Source organism: Bowmanella yangjiangensis, from assembly GCF_017255015.1.
Taxonomy (GTDB): domain Bacteria; phylum Pseudomonadota; class Gammaproteobacteria; order Enterobacterales; family Alteromonadaceae; genus Bowmanella; species Bowmanella yangjiangensis.
This window is the reverse complement of sequence record NZ_JAFKCS010000028.1, coordinates 25,917-41,913: the sequence shown is the minus strand read 5'-3', so window position 1 is coordinate 41,913 and position 15,997 is coordinate 25,917. Positions and strand designations below refer to the sequence as shown.

Below are 15,997 nucleotides of genomic sequence, written 5' to 3'. Positions count from 1 at the left end.
TGCTGGGCAACTTTAGCTTCGGCGACTATTTCAAAAAAGAAGCTATTGCCCTGGCGTGGAATTTCCTGACCGACGAGCTCAAGCTGCCCAAGGAAAAGCTGCTGGTCACTGTGTATGCAGAGGACGATGAAGCCTTTGCTATATGGGAAAAGGATATCGGGATACCTAAAGAGAAGATAATCCGTATTGGTACCTCAGATAACTTCTGGTCAATGGGGGATACCGGCCCTTGCGGTCCGTGCTCCGAGATTTTCTATGATCACGGCGAGCATATCTGGGGCGGCCCTCCTGGCTCCCCTGAGGAAGACGGCGATCGCTTTATTGAGATTTGGAACTTGGTTTTCATGCAATTTAACCGTCAGGCTGACGGTAGCATGGAGCCTTTGCCTAAGCCTTCTATTGATACCGGCATGGGTCTTGAGCGTATTTCGGCTATTTTGCAGCATGTGCACAGCAACTATGAGATTGACCTGTTCCAGGCCTTGATTAAAGACACCGCCAAGGTGACGGGTGCAAAAGATCTGGAAGACAAGTCACTGCGTGTGGTTGCTGACCATATCCGCTCTTGTAGCTTCCTGATTGCCGATGGCGTTCTGCCATCCAATGAAGGTCGCGGCTATGTACTGCGCCGTATAATTCGTCGTGCTGTGCGCCATGGCTACAAGCTCGGCGCCCAGGATATTTTCTTCTATCAACTGGTGGCGTCTTTGGTTGCACAGATGGGCTCTGCCTATCCAGAACTTAAATCTCAGCAAGCCACTATTGAACGGGTGCTGAAAGCCGAAGAAGAACAATTTGCCCGCACTTTGGAGCGTGGCATGCAGATTTTGTCCGATGCGCTGGAAAACCTGGATGGAAAGGTTATTCCGGGCGAGTTGGTGTTTAAGCTGTACGACACTTATGGCTTCCCTTCCGATTTGACCAACGACGTGGCCCGTGAAAAAGGCTACAGCATCGATGAGCAGGGCTTTGAGGCGGCCATGGCTGAGCAGCGTAAGCGTGCCCAGGCTGCCAGCAACTTTGGTGCCGACTACAATGCACAACTGACCAGTGAAAATAGCTCGGAGTTTACCGGCTATGAGCAGGAAGAAGGCATGGCCGAGGTGGTTGAACTGTTCAACCTGCAAAATGCCGTCAGCAGCCTGGCTGCCGGTGAGCAAGGTATTGTGGTACTGGATAACACGCCGTTTTATGCCGAGTCGGGCGGTCAGGTAGGTGATACCGGGGTGCTGAAACTGCTAAATGGTGCATTCAGAGTCACTGATACTGTTAAATTAGGTAATGCTATCGCCCACAAAGGTGTGGCAGAAGCGGCTATTTCGGTTGGTGATAAGGTTGACGCACAGATTGATACGGCGCGTCGTCAGGCCATAAAACTAAACCATAGTGCCACGCACTTGCTGCATGCTGCGCTTAAAAATGTACTGGGTGAGCACGTTAATCAAAAGGGGTCATTGGTTCAGCCTGACAAACTGCGTTTCGACTTTTCGCATTTTGAAGGAGTTACCCGTGAGCAGTTGGTTGAAATTGAAAATATGGTTAACCAGCAGGTACGAGAGAACCACGACCTAACCACACGCTTGATGGCTATTGATGATGCCAAAGCGGCCGGTGCGCAGGCTCTATTTGGTGAAAAGTATGATGAAGAGGTGCGCGTGGTATCCATGGGCACATTCTCTATGGAACTGTGTGGTGGTACGCACGTCAAACGTACAGGTGATATTGGTTTGCTTCGCATTGTCAGCGAGAGCGGTATTGCCTCAGGTGTACGTCGTATTGAAGCTGTGACTGGTGCTGCAGCATTGGCGTACAGCCAGCAACAAAGTCAGCAACTGCAGGGCATGGCCAGCCAATTAAAGTCTGATGTGCAAAGTGTTCCGGAGCGGGTTGGACAGTTACTCGAGCAAGCCAAAGGCCTTGAAAAAGAGATCCAACAGCTTAAGCAGAAACTGGCCAGCCAGGCCGGTGCCGATATGCTGAGTAACATTGTTGAGATCAATGGCGTGAAATTGCTGGCTGCCAAGCTTGAAGGCGTTGAAGCTAAGTCTCTTCGCGATTTGATGGATAGCCTGAAAAATAAATTGGGATCCGGCGTTTTAATGCTGGGTGTCGCTGAAGGCCAGAAAGTCAGCTTGATCGCTGGCGTAACCAAAGATTTAACCGATAAAGTTAAGGCTGGTGAGTTGGTTAACTTTGTTGCTCAACAGGTTGGCGGTAAGGGCGGTGGTCGCCCTGACATGGCGCAGGCTGGTGGTACGCAGCCAGAAAATCTGGACGCAGCACTGGCTGGCGTGTCGACATGGCTGGCGGATAAGCTATAATCCGCCGCTCACTTTTTGAGTTATTCGGGCCGGTTTTCTGAAGTGACACGGAAAACAAGGAAGGGCTACTAGGTAATCTCTTGTGATAACAGAGAATTACGCTAGGTTTAAGTAAGGACTTGTTGGAAAAACGGAACAGGAGCAAGCGAATGCTTATATTGACCCGTCGTGTAGGTGAGACTCTTATGATTGGTGACGAAGTGACTGTCACTGTATTGGGTGTCAAAGGAAACCAAGTTCGGATCGGCGTAAATGCCCCGAAGGAAGTATCTGTGCATCGTGAAGAAATTTATATGCGTATCCAGGCTGAGAAAAACTCTCAGTACCCGGGTGAAGACGCATCTGACGACGCATAAAAAAACAGGCTGGGTAACCAGCCTTTTTCTTATCTGCTTTATTGTTTTAGGTTGCCACTCCATTTTCCTGCTTTCGCATAAAAAACTGTCAAAAACCTAAGCTTTTGAATGAAAATTGTCTCAATTGCTTAAATGCTCAACGAACGACACTTTTGAGCATAAAAAAGGTTTGACTTACTTCAGTGAATCATTAAACTGCGACCCCACATTGAGGAGAGATGGCCGAGTGGCTGAAGGCGCACCCCTGCTAAGGGTGTATAGGTTAACCCCTATCGAGGGTTCGAATCCCTCTCTCTCCGCCATTTACTCTAAGAGTGAATGCAGGATTCAAAGTTTACGCGTGTGTAGCTCAGCTGGATAGAGTACCTGGCTACGAACCAGGCGGTCGGAGGTTCGAATCCTTCCACACGCGCCATATAAAGAAAAAGGCCCCAGCTCTTTCGAGCTGGGGCCTTTTTCTTTATATCCCGTCGAGGGATGGTGTGAGAACCTCCCGGGTTCGACAAAAATGCCAGGAGCATTTTTGAACGTCGCGTTTTACAGCGACGGCCCGCAGGGCGCAGGGCAGGATAGCCCGGCGTAATCCTTCCACGCAGTTACGCGAGCACCGCTGTCAGAAAGCGCTAGGGCCTTTTTCTTTTATATCCCGTCGAGGGATGGGGTGACTAAAACACCGGGAGTGTTTTAGAACCGCTTTAGCTGGCCCAAAGGGCGTAGGCAGGATGCCGAAGTAAAACCTCCCGGGTTCGACAAAAATGCCAGGAGCATTTTTGAACGTCACCGCTCTCTGGCGACGGCCCGCAGGGCAGCCCAGCGTAATCCTTCCACGTAGTAGTCTAAAGGGAAAAAGCCATGTTTAATAAAGCGACTTGTCGAACTTATTGTCTTTTATGGCGTTGGTAGTTTCATATGCCAAATGGCATATGTTTGCTGAATCTTTTGGCGATAGCTCTTCCATAACCTTATCCTCTTTCGGCTAACGGGTAATTTCACAGATTCCAAAGTAACTTTTTGTCATGTCGTCTGTGTTGTATTCTCGGAATTCTGAGCTTAGTTCACATCTCAGTTTCAGAGGCGATTTTTAAAAAAATCCCATGGCCTGCGCTCCCAAGCTGCTTATCAATAAGCCTATCAACAAAAGAGTGATGTTCGTTTTCATTCATTGCTATCCCTTCTTCGTCTTGGCTCAGTCGAGAATATAAGCCGCTATTTCGCATAAGCCGAACAGACCTTAGCCAGTTAGCGCGTTGCCACAAATAAAATCACCTACTACTATTGCATTTCCCTGCGAGCCATGTAGAATTCGCGCTCGCTGTGACAGGGAAGTGAATTTATTTCCGCTGTGGATAGCAAAGAATTTAAGTATCACGCGTGTGTAGCTCAGCTGGATAGAGTACCTGGCTACGAACCAGGCGGTCGGAGGTTCGAATCCTTCCACACGCGCCATATAAAAGAAAAAGGCCCCAGCTCGAAAGAGCTGGGGCCTTTTTCTTTTATATCGTCGGGGATGGGGTAAGAACCTCCTCAGGTTCGACAAAAATGCCAGGAGCATTTTTGAACGTCGCGTTTTACAGCGACGGCCCTTAGGGCGGCGGGCAGGATAGCCCGGCGTAATCCTTCCACGCAGTTACGCGAGCACCGCTGTCAGAAAGCGCTGGGGCCTTTTTCTTTTATATTCCATCGTGGGACGGGATAAGAACCTCCTCAGGTTCGACAAAAATGCCAGGAGCATTTTTGAACGTCGCGTTTTACAGCGACGGCCCTTAGGGCGCTGGGCAGGATAGCCCGGCCTAATCCTTCAAAGTCGTTGCGCGGCCCCATAATCTGCCAGTGGAAATAACGAAGCCCTTCCTTCGTGCCTATCTGTATTCTCTTTACCTTTCTGTCGCGCCTGTAAGCTTGTTGTCATCTAACCCCTGATATTCTTGCTTTATCAAAATCACAGCTGCCGATCTTAAGGGGCAGGCCCATATCCAGCGTTTAAGGTCTCGCTAATAATCACTATAAGCACAGAACCCGTTTTGGCTGGTTTTTAAGCCTTAAATGATTAAATATGCTGAATATCTGAATAAATAGTGATTTCTTATAGCGTTTTGACCGGTTGGTTTGGTTGTTTTTTGATGATCCCCATGATACTTATCTGCACTCTTTAAATCAGGGATACCACAGAATGAATGCTGAAGTTCAACAGCTACTGCTTGATGCCGGCCTATTACTATTGGTTGGAATGGCGGTAGTGTTTCTGTTCTTGTCCTTGCTGATTGGCGCTGTGAGTCTGATCAGCAAAGTATGCCGTCGTTTCCCCGAGGCTGTATCTCATGTTACGACGGCGGCTACACCAAGAAAGCCTACTGTCGCAGCCGGAATCTCAGCGGCTGAAGTGGCGGCAATCAGTGCTGCTATCCATCAACATCGCAATTCAAAATAAGCCGGAGCCCCCATGTCTAAACCCCTTGCCATTACAGAACTTGTCCTGCGCGATGGTCATCAATCCTTGCTGGCCACCCGTATGCGCTTGGAAGATATGCTACCGATAGCACAGAAGCTGGATAAGGTTGGCTATTGGTCCATGGAATCCTGGGGCGGTGCGACTTTTGACGCCTGCATCCGCTATTTGGGAGAAGATCCCTGGCATCGTATTCGTGAATTAAAGAAGGCGATGCCGAATACTCCGCAGCAAATGTTGCTGCGCGGTCAAAATCTGTTGGGTTACCGTCATTACGCCGATGATGTGGTACGCAAATTTGTTGAGCGGGCGCACACTAACGGCGTAGATGTATTCCGTATCTTCGATGCCATGAATGATATGCGTAATCTGAATACTGCCGTGAAAGCCGCTATTGAAGTGGGAGCACATGCGCAGGGGACCATTTCCTACACGGTCAGCCCGGTGCATAACCTGGAATTGTGGCTGACAATGGCGCGTGAGCTCGAAGATATGGGCGTGCATTCTATTTGCATCAAGGACATGGCCGGCCTGTTGAAACCTTATGAATGTGAGGAGCTGGTCACCCGTCTTAAAGAAACGGTTGCCGTCCCTATTGCCATGCAGTGCCATGCCACGACAGGTCTGAGTACTGCCACCTATCAAAAGGCCATTGATGCCGGCATTGATATGCTGGACACCTCCATTTCATCCATGAGCATGACTTATGGTCACTCTGCAACTGAGACTATGGTGTCTATCGTTGAGGGAACAGAGAGAGACACCGGTTTAGATTTGGTTTTGCTGGAAGAAATAGCCGCCTACTTCCGTGAAGTGAGGAAGAAATATGCCAAGTTTGAAGGCAGCTTGCGCGGTGTAGATTCGCGTATTTTGATTGCTCAGGTGCCGGGTGGCATGTTGACCAATATGGAAAACCAACTTCGCGAGCAAGGCGCTGAAGATAAGCTTGATGATGTGCTGCGTGAAATCCCATCGGTACGTGAAGATTTGGGCTTTATTCCGTTAGTGACGCCGACTTCACAGATTGTGGGTAGCCAGGCGGTACTAAATGTATTGACCGGTGAGCGCTATAAGAGCATCACCAAAGAGACTGCCGCTGTACTTAAGGGTGAGTATGGTGCGACCGCGGCACCAGTCAATGCACAGCTGCAAGCCCGTGTGTTAAATGGTGGAGAAGCGGTGACCTGTCGTCCAGCTGACCTGATTGAAGATGAACTGGATAAACTGTCTGTCGAACTGAAGGACATTGCTAAACAAAAAGGGCTGCAACTTGCCAATGAGCAAGTAGATGACGTGCTGACTTATGCATTGTTCCCTCAGATTGGCTTGAAATTCCTGGAAAATCGCAATAACCCTGCGGCATTTGAGCCAGCGCCTGGCACGGAAGCGTTGAGTGCACCGGCAACTACGCCTACCACAGCTAAAACCAGTGTAGGACCTGCCACTTACTCAGTACGCGTTGACGGTAAGGTTTATCAGGTTGAAGTGGCTGAAAGTGGTGAGTTGGCAGACATTAAAGTCGGCAGTGAGGAGAAAGTGCCGCAAACTGCTTCAGTTCACGCTGGAGAAACCCTGAATGCGCCACTGGCCGGTAATATTGTTAAGTTACTGGTGAAGCCTGGTCAGCAGGTTGCTAAAGGGGATGTGGTACTGATTATGGAAGCCATGAAAATGGAAACCGAAGTGCGCGCTGCTCATGATGGAACAGTGACTGAGCTGTTGGTGAGTGACGGTGATGCCGTTCAATCCGGTCAACCGCTGATGATGCTGGGATAAGCCGTATGGAGAAGTTGACCATTTTGTGGCAATCCACCGCCCTGGCGAACTTTCAGGGTGGGCAGTTGATCATGATGGCAGTAGGACTACTGTTGCTGTATCTGGCCATTGTGCGTAAGTATGAACCTTTGCTGTTGTTGCCGATTGGATTTGGCGCCATTCTGACCAATATTCCCTTGGCCGGCTTCAGCGAACCTGGTGGATTGCTTTACTACATTTATGAGGTGGGCATTGAGTCTGGTGTGTTTCCACTGCTGATCTTTATGGGCGTGGGCGCAATGACAGATTTCGGTGCACTGATTGCTAACCCTCGCATGCTGTGGTTGGGCGCGGCTGCGCAGTTTGGCATCTTTGCTACCTTGTTCGGCGCTATTTTGCTGAATCTTATCCCTGGCTTTGATTTTAGTCTGAAGGATGCTTCCGCCATTGCGATTATTGGCGGAGCCGATGGGCCTACAGCAATCTTCCTTGCCTCCAAGCTAGCGCCTGAGTTGCTCGGTGCTATCGCAGTGGCTGCTTATTCCTATATGGCGTTGGTTCCCATTATTCAACCGCCGATTATGAAGGCGCTGACGACCCAGGCCGAGCGTGAAATTCAGATGGAGCAACTGCGCACGGTGTCTAAGCGAGAGAAGATTATCTTCCCTCTGGCGGTACTGTTATTGACTATCTTGTTTCTACCAACTGCTACACCCTTGGTGGGCATGTTCTGCCTGGGTAACCTGATGCGCGAATGCGGGGTGGTGGAGCGTTTAAGTAAAACGGCTCAGAATGAGCTTATTAACATCGTTACTATCTTTCTTGGCTTGGCGGTGGGTTCCAAACTTTCCGCGGATAAGTTCTTAACGCTGGAAACCCTGGGTATATTGGGACTAGGTGCGCTGGCCTTTTCTATCGGAACCGCTGCTGGTGTGCTAATGGCTAAACTCCTTAACCGTATGAGCGGTGGCAAGGTTAACCCGTTAATTGGCGCTGCTGGCGTGTCTGCGGTGCCTATGGCGGCCAGGGTGGTGAACAAGGTCGGCCTGGAAGCGAATCCACACAACTTCCTGTTGATGCATGCCATGGGGCCGAATGTAGCCGGTGTACTTGGCTCGGCAGTGGCAGCAGGTATTTTGCTAGCCTTAGTTGGCTAAAGCAGGGTCTAAATTATGAACCTGTAAGGCCGTTTGTCAGACAGCAAACGGCCTTTTTTTATTCAATACTAAGTCGTGTCTGTGATGTTAATCTGGTCGATTAAGGATACGAGAAAACTACAGATGGGTTAGCCACAGCAGCAGGGTATAGAAGCCACCGATAACGGCAGAGAAGATCAGAATATACTTAAACCCCTGTTTGCCTTGAGATACGGTATAGCCGTTGTGACGCAGATACAGATACCAAATCAAACATAGAATTGCGGGGATCAAAAATAACAGTCGCAGCAATGGGCTCTCCTTTGGCTTGCCGACATTAACGCTTTGATTCTATTCCACTCGTCAACATTGGCAAGGGCTAAGTGTTAGTCCTGTCATCGGCTTGTCTTATCTTTGCCATCCCATTGTCATCTATGGCGTTTGTAATAAATACAAAAGCCAGTGGATATTTTCTTATGACCATAAAAGCTTTGTCCCCGGCCCATCAGGTATTCCGTTCTGTTGCCTATGGTCAGGAGCTGATTCGTCGGCCTTCTATCACTCCATCAGACCAAGGTTGCCAATTGTGGTTGGCTGACAAACTGAGTGCCCTTGGGTTCCACTGTCAGCATATCAATGTGCATGGCGTAAGCAATCTGGTTGCCACATTGGGGCAGGGGGAGAAAACCCTGGCCTTTGCTGGCCATACCGATGTTGTGCCCCCCGGTCCTATAGACAAATGGCAGGTAGACCCATTCAGCGCGCAGATTGTTGATAGTGAAATGATTGGGCGGGGTGCCGCCGATATGAAAACCGGTATTGCCGCCATGCTCGCGGCTACCGAGCGCTTTCTGTCATCAGGCAAAGCTGTTAATCAGCGCTTTGTGTGGTTGATTACCAGTGATGAAGAGGGTGAAGCCGAGTATGGCTCCAAGGTATTGAGTGCTTATCTGCAAGAACAAGGTATTCATCTGGATTACTGTTTGGTGGGAGAGCCTACTGCCTCTCATCATACGGGGGACACTATTAAAATTGGACGACGTGGTGCGATTTCGGCACGCCTTCACGTGCGAGGAAAACAAGGGCATGTGGCCTATCCGCAGTATACGGACAACGCAATCCACAAAATGGGCAGGGTGCTTACTGCGTTAAATGGCATAGTCTGGGATTCGGGGAGCGACGACTTTCCTGGCAGCAGTTTGCAGATAACCCATATTGATTCGGGGGCCTTTACAGACAATATTGTACCTGCTCAGTGCAGCTTGTGTTTTAACATTCGCTATAGTCATCGCTATGACCTTCAACGCTTGCAGCAGTTACTGAATGACACCTTAAAGTCTGTGACAACTGACTATGAACTGGAATGGGAACGCCCTTGTGAGCCCTATTTTACTGAGCAGGGAATAGCTAACAGTCTTATTTATGAGGTTGAGCAGGCGATTTTCCACAACACAGGTAAGTTTCCCTTACTGTCTACCTCAGGGGGAACTTCTGACGGTCGCTTTTTTGCAGGAGAAGGCACTCAGGTGATTGAGTTAGGTGTGCCAAACCGAACCATACACCAGGTCAATGAACGCGTACATGTCGCTGATTTGATTGCGCTTGAGGATATTTATGCGGAGATATTGGAGCGTCTGCTTGCTTAGCATAAATTCACGTAATGCTTGTGAGAACAGAAAAAAACGCCGCTTAAGCGGCGTTTTCTTTTGTGGTACTTGCCATATAACGGGCGCGTTTGTTGGCTTTTAGCTTGGTAATGTCGACTAACACCAGTCCATCCACACAGTCATTAAAGTCGGGGTCCACGCCGAAGCTTAGGAATTTCACCCCTTCAGGTTCACAGACTTCAGTGTACTGTTTGTAGAGAGTAGGGATGGCCGCACCCATATTGGCCAGTAAGTGTTTAAGCTGGACAAAATCGGCTTTGTAATCATCGCCCCGAAAAGCGTCCTTGAGATCCTGCGGGATCAGATAAGGGCGATTGGAACGGGCAATTCCCACTTCTCCGCCAAAATAAAGTTGGTAGAAATACACCAGTAAGTCTTTGGCTGCGGCTGGCAGGCTGCCGCTGATACTAACCGGCCCAAACAGATAGCGATATTGCGGATGGCGAAGTAGAAAAGCGCCAATGCCATACCAGAGGTAGTCAAGGCTGCGTTTTCCCCAGTATTTGGGCTGCACAAAGCTGCGGCCAAGCTCCAGACCTTGCTCAAAATATTTATCCATGTCCTGGCCGAAGTCGAACAGGCTGGCGGAATATAAACCGGGTGAATGCTCTGCCGAGGTAAGGTGCTTTGCATCTCCAAAACGATAAGCACCTACAATTTCCAGCTCTTCTTTGTCCCATAACACCAGGTGATAGTAATGGCTGTCATATTGATCAATGTCCCGGCGTTTATTGCTGCCTTCTCCTACCGCTCTGAACGCCACTTCACGTAACCGGCCAATTTCACGCAAGATGGGGGAGCTGCCGTTGTAACGGTACAGGTAGATGTCTTTGCCATCAGCGGTGGTGCCCAAAAGTTCGCATTCCTTGCGCATCGCTTTGGTCAGTTCACGGCGATCTTCTGGCAGTGCAATGGCTTTTTGGGTGGGGAAAATCCCTTCTTTGTCGAGGCCAATACGATACAGGTGTTTCTTAAACAGTTTGACCTGCTGACGCATGGAAATCTTCTGCCCCTGATAAGAGCCAAAGGGGATCATCTCACCAACTCGCATGGGGAGGTGTTTTTGTCGTTGTTTAAACATCTCTGCTACCAAAAACAAGGTAGCGAGAGGCTTATAGAGCATGGACACGCCATAAAACAGTGGGGAGTTTTTACCATCGATAAAAATCGGTAATACCGGCGCTTTGGCACTGGCAGCAATCCGCAAAAAACCACTGCGCCAGCGGGTATCTCTGACCCCTTGGGGGCGCAGCCGGGATACTTCGCCGGCAGGGAAAATCACCACTACGCCTTCATCTGCCAGATGGCGTTGAATATTCGCCAGGCATTCTTTTGCCGTTCCACCATTCATATTGTTTACCGGCAGTAGCATGGGATGCAGTGGTTCTACTGCCATCAGCATCTCATTGGCGACAATTTTAATGTCTTTTCGCACTTCACTGATCAGCTTTACCAGCGCCAGACCATCGAGCGTACCTATGGGGTGGTTGGCAATGATAACCAGTCTGCCCTGGGTGGGAATGCGCTCTTTCTCACTGTCACGTACTGAATAGCTAAAATTGAAATATTCCAGAACCTGTTCAACAAATTCCAGCCCCTGTAAATAGGGGTAGTCACGGGCAAACTCTTGGAATTCTCGTTCGTGTAGCAGGCGTCTTAGTACAAACTTGGCGGAATTGAAGACCAGGGGGTTAGTTGATAGTTTGGGATAGTGTTTTTGTAGGACTTCATCAACAGTGAACATAGGCAATATCTCGGCCAGTTAGTTGAACCGAGTTTAGGAGCCCACAATGACGATTTTGTGAGCTTTTTGTTGCGGTTTAATGACGGTGTATCGCCACGATGTCAGGTCAGGCGGCACGCCTGGCATTCGCCTTGCGGGGTAAAGGCTGAACCTGATTTTGAATTTGTGTCCAATACACCAGACTCAGTTTGCCTTGCTCGTTCTCGGTGAGGGCGGAACAGTTCTCTATCCAATCTCCGGTATTACAATACAAAATATCCTGTCTGCGGGTAATTTCAGGATGATGGATATGGCCACACACCAGACCATCCATGCCCATTTCTTTCGCTGTTCTGCAGCCGATGTCACGGTAGCGCCCTATGGCTTCATTGGCGCCTTTAACTTTACCTTTAATGTAGCCAGCGAGTGACCAGTAAGGCTGCCCTAACCAGCCGCGGGCACGGTTGTACCAACGGTTGATAAAGAGCAGCAAGTCGTATGCTTTGTCACCTATCCATGCATGGAATTTGCCGAAGCACACTTCCTGATCAAACTGGTCACCATGCAGCAGCAACAATTTCTTACCGTCAGCTGTGGTATGAATGTATTGGCGATGAATTTCTACCTCGCCGAATACCATGCCGTCATATTTCTGTGCGGGCTCGTCATGGTTGCCGGGCAGATAGATGACTTTAGTGCCGTCGCTGGCCAGAGATATGAGCCTGTGGAACAACTGATTATGGGATTTGGGCCACATAAACTGCTTGCTCATCGCCCACATATCGACAATGTCGCCGACCAGATAGAGGGTATCTATGCGGCTGTGACGAAGGAAATCCAACAGGTATTCGGCTTTACAATCTTTATAGCCAAGATGAATGTCAGACAACCAAACGGTACGATAATGGCGTTTCTCTGTCATAGCGGAGCCTGCGTTGTTGCGACTTTTAGGCCAAGACTAGGAACAACCTCTTACAGAAAGGTGACGTTAATTTGAAAAGGTGATGACAATTACATCAATATGGCGGGGAGAGTTACAGCAAATGGCGGATAACGGCGCTCAGTCCCTGAGTTTCAATCACGCGGTAGTGTTGACACATTTCACCATGCTCAAAACGATGGCATACATGTAGATTGTTGGTGGCTTTGTCTACTTTAACAAAGCTGGCGTGGGCATCCAGCAACTGCCCAGCTTCACCAAAGCCTCGCCAGTAAATGCCCTTTGAGACAATATTGGAACGCTCGTAAGTGATGAGCTGTGGCATAGGTATAATAGTGGCAGCCAGCAGAAACAAAATGCAGAATGTCACGGACAGCAAAGTGACTTGTTGTGCTTTGTTCATCTGAAACTCACGATGCCCTGTTAATTAAACAACGGCAGGTTTGAAGAGCGGTAGATTCTAGCAAAGGGGAGAGGGGCTGTCTTGATATGCCTAAAGCGAATAGCCTGTTTCCGTGTAAGAATTTGTAACCGACAAAAAAAGCGCCATCAGGCGCTTTTTTGAATAAATCCTGGAGGAACCAGGATTTCAGAAACGGGCGTATCAGGCCAAAGCGTTGATCTTAGCAACCAGACGGCTCTTATGACGGGCAGCCTTGTTTTTGTGGATCAAGCCTTTGGTAGCCATACGGTCCAGAACTGGAACCGCAGCAGCGAAAGCGGTCTCAGCAGCAGCTTTGTCGCCGGTAGCGATAGCAGCAAGCACTTTTTTGATGCTGGTACGCGTCATGGAGCGACGGCTGGCGTTGTGCTGGCGACGTTTTTCGGCCTGGATAGCACGTTTCTTAGCAGACTTGATGTTAGCCAAGGTGAAACTCCCAAAAGATTCTTGTCAAATTTAAGGGTGCGGATTATTCCCATTATTAGCGCAGTTGTCAAATGCTTTTGGCGCTTTATTGGGCAACAGCGGCACAGCATTTTGTCTGGGTATTTGTGTTTTTCTTAGCGCGTAGAATCCCTCATAATAGAGCGCTGTTTTTTGCCTGGGGGCGCATGTGTCGGTTAAGTTGCTGAAATCCGGATTGATTGTCAGTTTTATGACGTTGGTGTCCAGAGTGCTTGGGTTGGTCAGGGATATGGTGGTGGCCAATCTGATGGGCGCAGGCGCTGCGGCAGACGTGTTTTTCTTTGCTAACAAAATCCCGAATTTCCTGCGTCGGCTATTTGCCGAAGGGGCATTTGCTCAGGCATTTGTGCCGGTGCTCAGTGAAGTGCATGCCCAGGGAGACCAGCAGAAGCTTAAACTATTTTTAGCGCGCACCGCTGGCACCCTAGGTACCTTGGTGCTGGTGGTTACTTTGTTTGGGGTGATTGGTTCTCCCGTGTTAGCTGCACTATTTGGCACAGGGTGGTTTCTGGATTATTGGCAGGGCGGCGAAAATGGGGCCAAATTTGAACTGGCCGCCTTGATGCTGAAAATTACCTTTCCTTATTTATTCTTTATCACCCTGACAGGATTAGCTGGTGCGATTCTCAACACGCTGAATAAGTTTGCGGTGGCGGCTTTTACGCCTGTGCTGCTTAATGTCTGTATTATCGCGTGCGCCTTGTACTTATCTCCACAGCTTGATGAGCCAGCGATTGGGTTGGCATGGGGGGTGTTTTTCGGTGGCGTGGTGCAGCTTGCATTTCAATTACCTTTTTTATTGCGCACTGGACTGGTGTCAAGGCCCAAGTGGGGATGGCAAGACCCCAATGTAACTAAGGTTCGCAAGCTGATGATACCCGCATTATTCGGGGTGTCGGTCAGTCAGATTAACCTATTGCTGGATACCTTGATTGCTAGTTTTCTGGTCACCGGCTCCATCAGTTGGCTCTACTACTCTGACCGTTTGTTGGAGTTCCCGCTTGGACTCTTTGGCATTGCAATTGCGACGGTCATTTTGCCGACTTTGTCGCGAAATCATGTCAGTGCCGACAGCCATCAATTTAAAGCCAATATGGATTGGGCGGTACGTATGGTCTGCCTGCTGGGGATCCCTGCGGCGGCGGGGCTAATTGTACTCGCGGAGCCACTGCTGAGCGTGTTGTTTGTGCGTGGCGAATTCGATGCCTCTGATGCGCGTATGGCCTCATACAGTTTGATGGCATATGGATCAGGCCTGTTGAGTTTCATGTTGGTCAAAGTGTTAGCGCCCGGCTTTTTCTCCCGCCAGGATACCAAAACGCCCGTGCGTTATGGCATTTGGGCCATGGCAGCGAACATGCTGTTTAACATTATTCTGGCGATTCCTTTTGGCTATGTGGGTTTGGCTATTGCTACCGCCATGTCGGCCAGTTTGAATGCGGGGTTACTTTATCAAAAGTTGCACCGCAGTGGGGTGTATCAGATGGAAACAGATACACTATGGTTTTTGCTAAAAGTGCTTAGCGCGACACTGGGCATGGTTGCTCTGCTGATTTGGTTAAAGCCAGATGTTAATACCTGGTATGGGTTATCGGTCAGCGGCCAGATTGGTCAACTTGTGATAATGATTGGGGGCGGGGTAGTCTGCTTGCTGGTGCTGGCTGTGCTACTAGGGCTAAGACCGGCCGATTTAAATAAATCACCCAGATAACAGCTTGACACTGGGCTTTAATTAAGCGGACAGTCGGTTATAATCCCGTGATTTTTGCACGGGCGAAAGCCGCAACCAACAAGGGGTAGCTGGTGGAATTGATTCGTGGCCTGCATAACATCCGCGATAAACATAAAGGGTGTGTGCTGACCATTGGCAAGTTTGACGGTGTGCATTTAGGCCATCAAGCGGTGCTGCGTAGCCTGATCGAAAAGGCCAGAGCCATGCAATTGCCCGCAACCGTGATGGTGTTTGAGCCTCAGCCTGAAGAAGTATTCAGTCCTGAGCACGCACCGGCCAGAATCAGTCGTCTGCGAGACAAGTACGAACAATTGCGTTTGTTGGGTGTCGACCGGTTACTATGCATTCGCTTTGACCGTGCATTTTCACAAATGTCGGCCTGTTACTTTATTGAAGAACTGTTGGTCAGACAGTTAGGTATTCGGTTTCTTGTGGTTGGCGATGACTTTCGCTTTGGTAAGGCGCGTTTGGGCGATTTTACCATGCTGCAAGAAGAAGGACGCCGCTGCGACTTTGACGTGGTCAGTACTCGTAGCTTTCGCCTGGAGGACTGCCGTATCAGTTCGACCGAAGTGCGAAGCGCTCTGGCGCTGTCTGAATTTAGCCGAGTCGAGGCGATGCTGGGCAGACCGTTTAGTATCTCAGGTAAAGTGGTGCATGGTGATAAGAAAGGCCGCACCTTGGGCTTTCCTACCGCTAATGTATTGTTAAATAGGTGTAAAGCACCCTTGGCTGGGGTGTTTGCCGTGCGAGTGAATCTTAACGGACAAACATACGATGGGGTGGCTAACATCGGTAACAGACCCACGGTGAATGGCCAGCGTAGCCAACTTGAAGTGCATGTGTTCGAGTTTACCGGTGCGCTATACGGGAAGCGTATCGAAGTTGTGCCGGTAGCAAAGATCCGGAACGAAATGAAATTTGCCTCGTTAGAGGCGTTGCAACAACAAATCAGGCAGGATGCCGACAAGGCCAGGGAATTACTCTTGGCTTAAGGGCGACTTGCCCCAAACG

The 15,997-nt window shown here is 49.5% G+C and carries 13 protein-coding genes and 3 tRNA genes; 11 read left to right on the top strand and 5 right to left on the bottom strand.

Annotated elements, in window-relative coordinates:
- The 8 genes from alaS to J0A65_RS19490 all read left to right on the top strand — a co-directional run.
- Positions 1–2,321 (top strand): alanine--tRNA ligase (alaS, locus tag J0A65_RS19525; protein ID WP_206596012.1); only part of this gene is annotated, 2,321 nt, incomplete at its 5' end.
- A 149-nt stretch (positions 2,322–2,470) separates the two neighbouring features.
- Entirely contained in the window at positions 2,471–2,677 is a 207-nt protein-coding gene (gene csrA, locus J0A65_RS19520) for a carbon storage regulator CsrA (protein ID WP_188688561.1), read from the top strand.
- 212 nt (positions 2,678–2,889) lie between these two features.
- A tRNA-Ser gene (locus tag J0A65_RS19515) sits at positions 2,890–2,979 on the top strand.
- A gap of 36 nt (positions 2,980–3,015) precedes the next feature.
- Positions 3,016–3,092, top strand: a tRNA-Arg gene (locus J0A65_RS19510).
- Positions 3,093–4,046: 954 nt separating this feature from the next.
- Positions 4,047–4,123, top strand: a tRNA-Arg gene (locus J0A65_RS19505).
- Between the two features lie 664 nt (positions 4,124–4,787).
- Positions 4,788–5,105 carry an OadG family protein gene (locus tag J0A65_RS19500; protein WP_232850056.1) on the top strand — a complete coding sequence of 106 codons (318 nt, stop codon included), beginning with the start codon at positions 4,788–4,790 and terminating at the stop codon, positions 5,103–5,105.
- A 12-nt stretch (positions 5,106–5,117) separates the two neighbouring features.
- The gene (gene oadA, locus J0A65_RS19495; RefSeq protein ID WP_206596011.1) at positions 5,118–6,899 is read left to right on the top strand and encodes a sodium-extruding oxaloacetate decarboxylase subunit alpha; all 1,782 of its coding nucleotides are present in this window, start codon (positions 5,118–5,120) and stop codon (positions 6,897–6,899) included.
- A gap of 5 nt (positions 6,900–6,904) precedes the next feature.
- Complete coding sequence (locus J0A65_RS19490; RefSeq protein WP_206596010.1) at positions 6,905–8,035, top strand: sodium ion-translocating decarboxylase subunit beta; 1,131 nt, start codon at positions 6,905–6,907, stop codon at positions 8,033–8,035.
- A 117-nt stretch (positions 8,036–8,152) separates the two neighbouring features.
- On the opposite strand, the gene J0A65_RS19485 is transcribed toward J0A65_RS19490, so the two are convergent.
- Entirely contained in the window at positions 8,153–8,326 is a 174-nt protein-coding gene (locus J0A65_RS19485; RefSeq protein ID WP_206596009.1) for a hypothetical protein, read from the bottom strand.
- Positions 8,327–8,490: 164 nt separating this feature from the next.
- Between J0A65_RS19485 and dapE the strand changes: the two genes are divergently transcribed.
- A complete protein-coding gene (gene dapE, locus J0A65_RS19480; RefSeq protein WP_206596008.1) occupies positions 8,491–9,660 on the top strand; it encodes a succinyl-diaminopimelate desuccinylase in 1,170 nt (389 codons plus the stop codon).
- Positions 9,661–9,703: 43 nt separating this feature from the next.
- On the opposite strand, the gene olsF is transcribed toward dapE, so the two are convergent.
- From olsF to rpsT, 4 genes are all read right to left on the bottom strand, one after another.
- Positions 9,704–11,425, bottom strand: coding sequence for a bifunctional ornithine lipid synthase OlsF (gene olsF, locus J0A65_RS19475; RefSeq protein ID WP_206596007.1), 1,722 nt, complete (start codon positions 11,423–11,425; stop codon positions 9,704–9,706).
- Between the two features lie 106 nt (positions 11,426–11,531).
- The gene (locus J0A65_RS19470; RefSeq protein WP_206596006.1) at positions 11,532–12,326 is read right to left on the bottom strand and encodes a UDP-2,3-diacylglucosamine diphosphatase; all 795 of its coding nucleotides are present in this window, start codon (positions 12,324–12,326) and stop codon (positions 11,532–11,534) included.
- A 112-nt stretch (positions 12,327–12,438) separates the two neighbouring features.
- On the bottom strand, positions 12,439–12,747 hold the full coding sequence (locus J0A65_RS19465; RefSeq protein ID WP_206596005.1) for a hypothetical protein: 309 nt from the start codon (positions 12,745–12,747) through the stop codon (positions 12,439–12,441).
- A 201-nt stretch (positions 12,748–12,948) separates the two neighbouring features.
- A complete protein-coding gene (rpsT, locus tag J0A65_RS19460) occupies positions 12,949–13,212 on the bottom strand; it encodes a 30S ribosomal protein S20 (protein ID WP_188688529.1) in 264 nt (87 codons plus the stop codon).
- A gap of 187 nt (positions 13,213–13,399) precedes the next feature.
- Between rpsT and murJ the strand changes: the two genes are divergently transcribed.
- Positions 13,400–14,962, top strand: a complete 1,563-nt coding sequence (gene murJ, locus J0A65_RS19455; RefSeq protein WP_206596004.1) for a murein biosynthesis integral membrane protein MurJ — start codon at positions 13,400–13,402, stop codon at positions 14,960–14,962.
- Between the two features lie 92 nt (positions 14,963–15,054).
- Positions 15,055–15,978 carry a bifunctional riboflavin kinase/FAD synthetase gene (ribF, locus tag J0A65_RS19450; protein ID WP_206596003.1) on the top strand — a complete coding sequence of 308 codons (924 nt, stop codon included), beginning with the start codon at positions 15,055–15,057 and terminating at the stop codon, positions 15,976–15,978.
- Positions 15,979–15,997: the final 19 nt, after the last annotated feature.